The sequence below is a fragment of the Ureibacillus thermophilus genome, assembly GCF_004331915.1.
GTDB lineage: Bacteria > Bacillota > Bacilli > Bacillales_A > Planococcaceae > Ureibacillus > Ureibacillus thermophilus.
In genome coordinates, this window is record NZ_CP036528.1 from 1,736,511 (window position 1) to 1,745,044 (window position 8,534).

Below are 8,534 nucleotides of genomic sequence, written 5' to 3' on the forward strand. Positions count from 1 at the left end.
CGTTGAAAAAGCATGGAATTTTAAATCGAGAATTAGCTGGTCGTTTTGCGAAATTAGGGCATACAGACAAAATCGTGGTTGCTGATTGCGGTTTGCCGATTCCCGATGGCGTCCCTTGCATCGATTTGTCTTATAAATTGGGTGAACCAAGTTTCCGAACAATTTTGAACGTCGTGTTGGATGACTTGGTGGTAGAAAGGGCCGTTCTGGCGGATGAAATCAAAACAAATAATGCAGAACTTTGGAGTAACCTAACGGAAACACTCCCCAATATTTCATATGTATCCCATGAAGAGTTCAAACGGATGACGGAACAAGCGAAATTCATTATCCGCACGGGTGAAACAACGCCTTATGCCAATGTCATTTTGCAATGCGGAGTAATTTTTTAATGATTTCTTTAAAAAAGTAGGTGATGAAATGATTGAAATGACAGGCATTTCAAAAGCGTTTAACGGCAATACCGTTTTAAATAATGTGCAGTTTAATTTAAGAAAAGGCGAAATTCATGCGTTGATGGGGGAAAACGGGGCCGGCAAGTCGACTTTGATGAAAATTTTAGGCGGCATTCATCCAAAAGATGCGGGCAAAATTAATGTCGATGGGCAGCCTGTTCACTTTAAATCAACGAAAGATGCAGAAAAATGCGGAATTGTCATCATCCACCAAGAATTAAATATTTTGCCTGATTTATCTGTTGCAGAAAACTTATTTTTAGGAAAAGAAAAAACATATGGATTCGGGATTTTAAAAACAAAGGAAATGGAAGCAGAAGCCCAACAATTGCTTTCAAAATTAGGTTTGAATGTCAATCCGAAGACAAGGGCTGGAGATCTTTCTGTTGGAAAGCAGCAAATTATTGAAATTGCAAAAGCCATCGCAAGCAACGCCAAATATATCATTATGGACGAACCAACTGCTGCCTTGACGGACAGGGAAATCCATACACTCTTTAAAACCATTCGGGAATTAAAAGAAAAGGGAATTTCCTTTGTTTATATTTCCCACCGGATGGAAGAAATTTTTGCCATCTGTGACCGGATTACAATTTTACGGGACGGTCAATATGTGGGAGAACGAAATATTCCGGAGACGACTTTTGATGAAATTGTTGCCATGATGGTGGGAAGGGAACTTGGAGAGCGGTTCCCTGAACGAAAAGCCGAAATTGGAGAAGTGAAATTAGAAGTTCGGAATTTAACTGTTAAAGGATTGTTCGAAAATATTTCATTCAATGTCCGAAAAGGCGAAGTGGTCGGTATGGCTGGACTTATGGGCGCTGGAAGAACAGAAGTGGCGGAAACAATTTTTGGCTATCGAAAAGCCCATAGCGGCGACATTTTGATTGATGGGAAAAAGGTTTCCATTAAATCGCCGATTGATGCATTAAAACAAAAAATCGGCTATGTGACGGAGGACCGTAAAACAAAAGGTTTAGTTCTTGATTTTTCCATTCAAGAAAATGTTTCCCTCGCCAACTTGAAAAAAGTTTCCACTTCAGGCGTGGTGAGCAAAGAAAAAGAATCATCCCTTGTAAACCAATATATTAAACAGTTAAAAATCCGCACATCCAGTCCAAAGCAAAGCGCCAAATCCTTAAGCGGCGGAAATCAGCAAAAGGTTGTCCTTGCCAAGTGGCTAGGCACGGAACCAGAAGTGCTGATTTTGGACGAGCCGACTCGCGGCGTAGATATTGGAGCGAAAAAAGAGATTTACCAGATTATTAATGATCTAGCACAGGCCGGTGTAGCAATATTAATGATTTCATCCGAATTGCCGGAAATCATCGGAATGGCCGACCGGGTCCTTGTGATGCATGAAGGAAAATTGACAGGCGAAGTTTCGAAAGAAGAAATGACGCAAGAAAGAATTATGCATTTTGCAACAGGAGGTGAGCAAGTTGACTAAGTCGTCGAAAGAAATAATATCGAAACTTGGACCTTTGATTGGTTTAATTCTTTTAATTATCGTTGTAAGCATCATGAATCCTAGCTTTTTAACTATTTCCAACATTTTTAACGTGTTAAGACAAGTTTCTATTAGTGCCATTATTGCCTTTGGGATGACCTTTGTCATTCTCACAGGAGGTATTGATCTATCCGTTGGTTCAACTCTTGCATTAACAGGTGCTGTTGCAGCCAGTTTATTAGCAGGTGGAATAGACCCAATCATTTCCATGGGAGTTGCTTTAATTCTCGGTTTGATTTTGGGAGCCATCAATGGTCTCATCATTACAAAAGGAAAAGTGGCCCCATTTATTGCGACTTTGGCAACAATGACTATTTATCGAGGATTAACTCTTGTATATTCAAACGGTAAACCAATATCTGGATTGGGAGATCATGCATCATTTCAATTATTTGGGAAAGGCTATCTATTAGGAATCCCAATCCCAGTGATTACAACAATCTTTGCCTTCGCTGTTTTAGCGTTTATTTTGCACAAAACAACATTTGGCCGCCGCGTTTATGCAGTAGGCGGAAATGAGGAAGCTGCCAAATTATCCGGCATTCATGCAGACCGTGTAAAAATAGCCGTATATGCCATCTCTGGCTTCATGGCATCGCTATCTGCATTAATTTTAACTTCCCGTTTAAACTCTGCGCAGCCAACAGCAGGGGAATCTTATGAGTTGGATGCCATTGCGGCAGTTGTATTAGGTGGGACAAGTTTAAATGGCGGGAAAGGTTGGATTTTTGGTACATTAATCGGTGCATTGATTATCGGTGTATTGAATAACGGTATGAACTTAATTGGTGTTTCTTCCTTCTGGCAACAAGTCGTGAAAGGAATTGTCATATTGCTAGCAGTACTATTAGACCGCAAAAAAGACTAAAAAGGAGTGTTTATGATGAAAAAAATGAGGCTTTTATTTTTCGTTGTGATTGCAATGCTAGTATTATCTGCATGTTCAATGGATTCTTCTTTGGAGAAAAAAGATGACGCAGCAAAAGAAACAAAAGAAGGTTCTTACAAAATCGGTTTTTCCATCTCTACATTAAACAACCCATTCTTCGTAACTCTTAGCGATGGTGCAAAAGCAGTCAGCAAAGAAAACGGCGTAGATTTAGTGATTGTCGATGCGCAAGATGATGCATCTAAACAAGCTTCAGACGTGGAAGACTTAATTCAACAAGGCATTGATTTATTATTAATCAACCCAGTAGACTCTTCAGCAGTTGGTTCTGCCGTAGAATCTGCCAATGCTGCAGGAATTCCGGTCATTACGGTGGACCGTTCAGCAGACAGCGGTGAAGTGGTTGCCCACATCGCCTCTGACAATGTGGAAGGCGGCAAACTTGCAGGGGAATATTTATTGGAATTAGTAGGTGAAGGTGCAAAAGTAGCAATGCTTGAAGGGGTTCCAGGTTCATCTGCTGCCCGTGACCGCGGAGAAGGTTTCCTAGAAGCTGTTGAAGGAAAAGTTGATCTTGTTTCAAGCCAGCCAGCTAACTTTAACCGCAGCGAAGGATTATCTGTAATGGAAAATATGCTACAAGCACATCCTGATATCGAAGCGGTATTTGCACAAAACGACGAAATGGCATTAGGTGCCCTTGAAGCAATTTCAGCAGCTGGCAAAGACATTGTGGTGATTGGCTTCGATGCAACGGACGATGCATTAAAGAAAATTGATGAAGGAAAAATGGCAGCAAGTGTTGCCCAAAAACCAGAGGAAATTGGTAGAACAGCTATTGAAACTGCTGTGAAATATTTAAATGGTGAAGAAGTAGAAGAATTTGTACCAGTAGAATTAGAATTAGTGAAAAAACAATAAAAATGAAAGGTAGAACAGAGTATTTTGCTCGCGTTCTACCTTTTTTCTTATTTATTTTTCTTCTGTTTTCCTTCCGAGATAAAGTTGTCCAATGCTAGAAAACGATTGCTGGCAAAAAACAAATAGGCGGCCATCGCCATTAAAGCGACATCCAGTTCATACCCATGAAGGAATCCGGTGCTGTATTTTACCGTTGCAATCGCTCCAGCCATTAAAAGCATAAATAAAAAGGCAAATAAACGAATAGAAAATCCAATGATGAGAAAGATTCCACCGATGATTTCAAGACCTGTCACTCCGTAGGCGAGCAATTCCGGATACGGCAAATCATAGTTGGCAAATCGTTCTATGACTGTTGCGATGCCTTCTTGCAGTTTGGCTAATCCGTGGATAATAAAAGTTGCCCCTAAAGCAATTCGAAGGATGAAACCTCCAATTTCACTTTGCTTCAATCCAATCTCCCTTCTACTTTTTTTACTATCATATTACCGCTCGTCCACTTCTAACACTGTTCTTTTAGAATTTTTTATGTTAAAAATGGCATGACAAAATATAGAAAATGGCTATTGGGAATCTTGCAATTACATAACTGTTATTAAAAATGCGGTAGAAAAAGTGTTAACAAAAGTTGGAAGATAAAGAGAAAGGCTGCCCTTGAAGAATGGTTTGGCAGCCTTTCTTTATGTATTATGGAAGATATTTTATATGAAGGCTTTTACTTCAATATCATGATTTTGCAACTGTTGTTTTATAAATTTTGCAAATTCCACTGCATGATCTCCATCGCCATGAATGCATACCGTATCGGCCCGCAACAGTACATCCACCCCTTGGCATGATTTGACTTTTCCTTCTTTCACCATTCGAATCACTTGTTGGGCTGCTTCAGATTGGTCTGTAATCATTGCCTTCGGCTGCTTTCGAGGAGTTAATGTGCCGTCTTGTTGATATGTCCGATCGGCAAAAACTTCATGGGCCGTGCGAAGTCCCAATTTCTCACCGGCTTTTGTCAGCTCGCTTGATGCAAGACCAAAAAGAATCAAATCAGGGGAAATGTCAAAGATGGCTTTTGCAATGGCTTCTGCAATTTCCGGGTCTTTTGCTGCCATATTATAAAGAGCTCCATGGGGTTTCACATGCTGCATCTTTTCTCCTTCTATTGTTAAAAAGGCTTGCAAAGCGCCTACCTGATAGACAACCATATCATACGCCTCTTGATAAGTAATCGCCATTTCCCTTCGCCCAAATCCAACCAAGTCCGGAAGCCCAGGGTGTGCGCCGATTTTGACTCCATTTTCAACGGCGATTTTGACCGTTTCTCTCATAACAGATGGATCCCCTGCGTGAAAGCCACAGGCAATATTGCAAGAAGTGACATATTGCAAAATCTCTTTTTGGTTGGCAAGGGTATATCTTCCAAAATCCTCCCCGATGTCGCAGTTTAAATCGATTGTTTTCACCACAGCCCCTCCATCGTCCATTTGATATATGGAAAATATATCATAAAATATGATGGTTTTGATATAATTTTTCTATTAAATTAGTTGGAGGAAAGTTCGAAATATGGCCGTACAATTTAAACCATTGGGAGAATGTGCTGTATTAGTCTATTTTGGCAGTTGTATATCGGAAGAAGTTCATCTATCAATAAAAAAGTTTCTTTTCATTCTTGAAAAGGAATGGTGTGATGGTCTGATTGAGGTAGTTCCAAGTTATACGAATGTTTGCATTTATTATGATGTCTTAAAAGTTCATCAATGGGAACAGGCCGGTCATACGCCTTATGAAAAAATCGTCGCCTTTCTCCAAACTTTGCTGCAAAAAGAGGTAGTTTTGCCAAAGGAAAAGGAGCGGCTCATTGAAATTCCCGTCTGCTACGGTGGAAGTTATGGGCCGGATTTACGGGAACTGGCGCGGTTTCATCATTTAACTGAACAACAAGTCATTGAAATTCATAGCGGAAAAGAATACTTAGTCTATATGCTGGGCTTTGCTCCGGGATTTGCTTATTTAGAGGGGCTGGATGAACGGATTGCAACGCCTCGCAAAGAAACGCCCCGCCTGAAAATACCATCGAGATCTGTCGGAATTGCAGGCAAACAAACCGGCATTTACCCCGTTGAAACCCCAGGCGGTTGGCAAATTATTGGGCGGACTCCTTTAAAACTATTTTTGCCAGAACAATATCCTCCTACTTTATTGCAGGCAGGGGACAGAGTTCGCTTTGTGCCGATTACGGAAGAAGCATTTGCGGAAATTGAAGGTGAAAGACGATGACAATAACCATAGTAAAACCAGGATTATTCACTTCGATACAAGATTTAGGAAGATGGGGTTATCAGCAGTATGGCGTGATTGTCGGAGGGGCAATGGATAGGCTATTGTATAGAATTGGAGAAATGATTTTGGACCAAACACCTTCTGCAGCATTGGAATTTACTCTTATTGGCCCAACGGTGAAATTTAATTGTGATGCGGTATTTTGTTTAACAGGAGCCAATTTCCATCCACTTTTAAATGAAATGCCATGCCCTATGTGGAAACCTGTTTTTGCAGAAAAGGGCAGCATTTTAAAGTTATCTTATTGTCAAAAAGGGGCAAGGGGTTATTTGCATATAAAAGGCGGCATTAGGGTAGAAAAAGTATTAGATAGCTTCAGCACCTATAGCCGTGCGCGCATTGGCGGTTTTAAAGGACGGCCTCTCGCAAAAGAAGATGAACTTCCAATTTTGCCGTCATCGCCTTTCTCAATAGGAAAATGGGGAATTCAGCCGAGGAATTGGCTTTTTTGGAAGGAACCGGTTGTCATACGGATTGTGGAAAGCACAGAGTATGATTTTTTTACAGACGAAAGCAAAGATTCCCTCGTTACATCCGTTTTTACCATTACAAAAGAGGCCGATCGGATGGGCTATCGTTTAGAGGGAGAACATCCCCTTTTAACAAAAGAACCCATCAATTTATTATCTGAAGCGGTTACCTTTGGAACAATTCAAATTCCTCCAAATGGACATCCCATTATTTTAATGGCGGATTGCCAAACAACAGGGGGATATCCAAAAATCGCTCAAGTCGTTTCTGTTGATTTGCCAAAACTTGCTCAATTGAAGCCTTATGAAAAAATTTGCTTTCAGCTTGTTTCCCTAGAGGAAGCGCAGCAATTGCTCGTTCAGCAGGAAAAAGCATTCAAGCTGCTTGAATTGTTATGCTCAAAAAATGATGAAGAAAGTTTTAAAAATTGAAGTTTCTAGTAAATTATGATATAAACGATAATAATCACTATTCCCAATAGTTGGAGGGTTTATTTCAATGTACACAGTGACAAATCGCATCAAAGTGAAAAAAGGATTCGCTAAAAAAATGGCGCCGCGTTTTACACAGCCAGGCCCATTATTAACATTTAAAGGCTTCCGCAAAGTAGAAGTATTAGTAAGCACTCAATTTGAAGATTATGATGAAATGAGCGTTGTCATGTATTGGGATACACTAGAAGATTTCCAAGCTTGGAGAGAAAGTGATGCATTTAAAGAATCCCATAAGCGTCCTGCTGGGGGCGATGGAGAAAGCCCTACAATTGAAAACCTTGTTGTGATTGCAGAAGTTGCTTCTACTTTAGAAAACAATTAATAATGGACGAAAGAGCCATCTTCTAATAAGTAGATGGCTCTCAGACTGTCGACAAACCCCAACTCAAATGCTTCATTTGAGTTGGGGTTTGTCTTTTTTTTGCTCATCAATTTCTAAGATTCTTCTCTTATTTAGGCTGGACATGGTCTTTTCCATGTCCAGTTTGCCATTTTCTTTAAGTTCATGGCAGCGAAAGTAAGCATCGCCTGCATGGACAATTTTTCCAGTCCTCGTAGAGTTGTCCATCGCATGCCATGCTTCTCTTTTCCATCGGCAAAGACCCGTTCAATCGTTTCTTTGCGCTTATCATATATATTTCTATTGATTTCTGTATGTCTTAAGTGGTCGACTTCTTCCACATAGTGCTCCCAAATGTGGCGATGAATAAATTTAGTGTGATCTTTACTTTGGGTACACTTTTCTAAAAATGGGCACGTTTTACATATTTCCGGTTTCGAAGCGTACTGTCGATATCCTTCTCTTGTTGTTGTTCGGTATTCAAGAGTTTGGTTGTTTGGGCAGATGTAACAATCATAATGCTCATCGTATACATATTCATACTTTTTAAAGAAACCGTCCTTTGTTCTAGGCCTTGTATATGGCATGACTGGACGAATCTCTTTATCCAATAGACTTTTCGCATTCGCTGGGGTTTTGTATCCGGCATCTACGGCTACTGCAGTTGGTTTGCCTACTTTTTCGATGACTTGTTCGAGTAATTGTCCAAACACCTGACTATCATGAATATTCGCTCCCGTTACCTTGGTAGCTAAGACAAAGCCTTTTGCATCACAGGCGGTATGAAAAGAATAGGCAAACATCTTTTCCCGTTCATCTTTTACGTAATAGCCACTATCAGGATCGGTTGTACTGACCTTTATTTCCTTGGTTTCTTCATTCTCTTTCGGGGGAAAGGGCTTTTTTCCATGGTTTTCACGGTCTTGGTTAATCTCTAACTCTAATTGCGCTTGATAGCTTTTTGTTTCTGCCCGGACAATTTTCTTATCGAACTTCTTTTTATTGGCGCTCGCTTTGACATGTGTTGAATCAATAAAGGCAACAGATGCATCCACTAATCCTTTATTCATCGCTTCTTTTAAAATACGATAAAAAATCTGTTCAAATAAAT

General features: G+C 40.2%; 10 protein-coding genes. 7 read left to right on the forward strand and 3 right to left on the reverse strand.

Annotated elements, in window-relative coordinates; translation table 11 throughout:
* Positions 1 to 2 precede the first annotated feature (2 nt).
* The 4 genes from rbsD to rbsB are packed head-to-tail and all read left to right on the forward strand — an operon-like array spanning position 3 to position 3,778.
* A complete protein-coding gene (gene rbsD, locus DKZ56_RS08590; RefSeq protein WP_208649604.1) occupies positions 3 to 392 on the forward strand; it encodes a D-ribose pyranase in 390 nt (129 codons plus the stop codon).
* A 28-nt stretch (positions 393 to 420) separates the two neighbouring features.
* Entirely contained in the window at positions 421 to 1,908 is a 1,488-nt protein-coding gene (locus DKZ56_RS08595) for a sugar ABC transporter ATP-binding protein (protein ID WP_208649605.1), read from the forward strand.
* Positions 1,901 to 2,836: a ribose ABC transporter permease gene (gene rbsC, locus DKZ56_RS08600; protein WP_222837112.1), complete on the forward strand. Its 936-nt coding sequence runs from the start codon at positions 1,901 to 1,903 to the stop codon at positions 2,834 to 2,836. Before DKZ56_RS08595 ends, rbsC begins: the two co-directional genes overlap by 8 nt.
* A gap of 15 nt (positions 2,837 to 2,851) precedes the next feature.
* Positions 2,852 to 3,778: a ribose ABC transporter substrate-binding protein RbsB gene (gene rbsB / locus DKZ56_RS08605; protein ID WP_208649606.1), complete on the forward strand. Its 927-nt coding sequence runs from the start codon at positions 2,852 to 2,854 to the stop codon at positions 3,776 to 3,778.
* Positions 3,779 to 3,825: 47 nt separating this feature from the next.
* On the opposite strand, the gene DKZ56_RS08610 is transcribed toward rbsB, so the two are convergent.
* A complete protein-coding gene (locus DKZ56_RS08610; protein WP_245989394.1) occupies positions 3,826 to 4,230 on the reverse strand; it encodes a DoxX family protein in 405 nt (134 codons plus the stop codon).
* 249 nt (positions 4,231 to 4,479) lie between these two features.
* Positions 4,480 to 5,238: a LamB/YcsF family protein gene (locus DKZ56_RS08615; RefSeq protein ID WP_208649607.1), complete on the reverse strand. Its 759-nt coding sequence runs from the start codon at positions 5,236 to 5,238 to the stop codon at positions 4,480 to 4,482.
* A 103-nt stretch (positions 5,239 to 5,341) separates the two neighbouring features.
* On the opposite strand from DKZ56_RS08615, the gene pxpB reads away from it, so the two are divergent.
* From pxpB to DKZ56_RS08630, 3 genes are all read left to right on the forward strand, one after another.
* On the forward strand, positions 5,342 to 6,055 hold the full coding sequence (gene pxpB / locus DKZ56_RS08620) for a 5-oxoprolinase subunit PxpB (protein ID WP_208649608.1): 714 nt from the start codon (positions 5,342 to 5,344) through the stop codon (positions 6,053 to 6,055).
* Positions 6,052 to 7,020, forward strand: a complete 969-nt coding sequence (locus DKZ56_RS08625) for a 5-oxoprolinase subunit C family protein (RefSeq protein WP_208649609.1) — start codon at positions 6,052 to 6,054, stop codon at positions 7,018 to 7,020. Before pxpB ends, DKZ56_RS08625 begins: the two co-directional genes overlap by 4 nt.
* Positions 7,021 to 7,087: 67 nt before the next feature.
* Entirely contained in the window at positions 7,088 to 7,405 is a 318-nt protein-coding gene (locus DKZ56_RS08630) for a heme oxygenase (protein WP_208649610.1), read from the forward strand.
* A 131-nt stretch (positions 7,406 to 7,536) separates the two neighbouring features.
* On the opposite strand, the gene DKZ56_RS08635 is transcribed toward DKZ56_RS08630, so the two are convergent.
* On the reverse strand, positions 7,537 to 8,534 hold a 998-nt coding region (locus DKZ56_RS08635; RefSeq protein ID WP_208649611.1), incomplete at its 5' end, for an IS1182 family transposase.

Coding starts and splice junctions, on each gene's coding strand:
- rbsB (WP_208649606.1), top strand. CDS start 2,852: ATGAAAAAAATGAGGCTTTTATTTTTCGTTGTGATTGCAATGCTAGTA.
- DKZ56_RS08595 (WP_208649605.1), top strand. CDS start 421: ATGATTGAAATGACAGGCATTTCAAAAGCGTTTAACGGCAATACCGTT.
- DKZ56_RS08630 (WP_208649610.1), top strand. CDS start 7,088: ATGTACACAGTGACAAATCGCATCAAAGTGAAAAAAGGATTCGCTAAA.
- DKZ56_RS08625 (WP_208649609.1), top strand. CDS start 6,052: ATGACAATAACCATAGTAAAACCAGGATTATTCACTTCGATACAAGAT.
- pxpB (WP_208649608.1), top strand. CDS start 5,342: ATGGCCGTACAATTTAAACCATTGGGAGAATGTGCTGTATTAGTCTAT.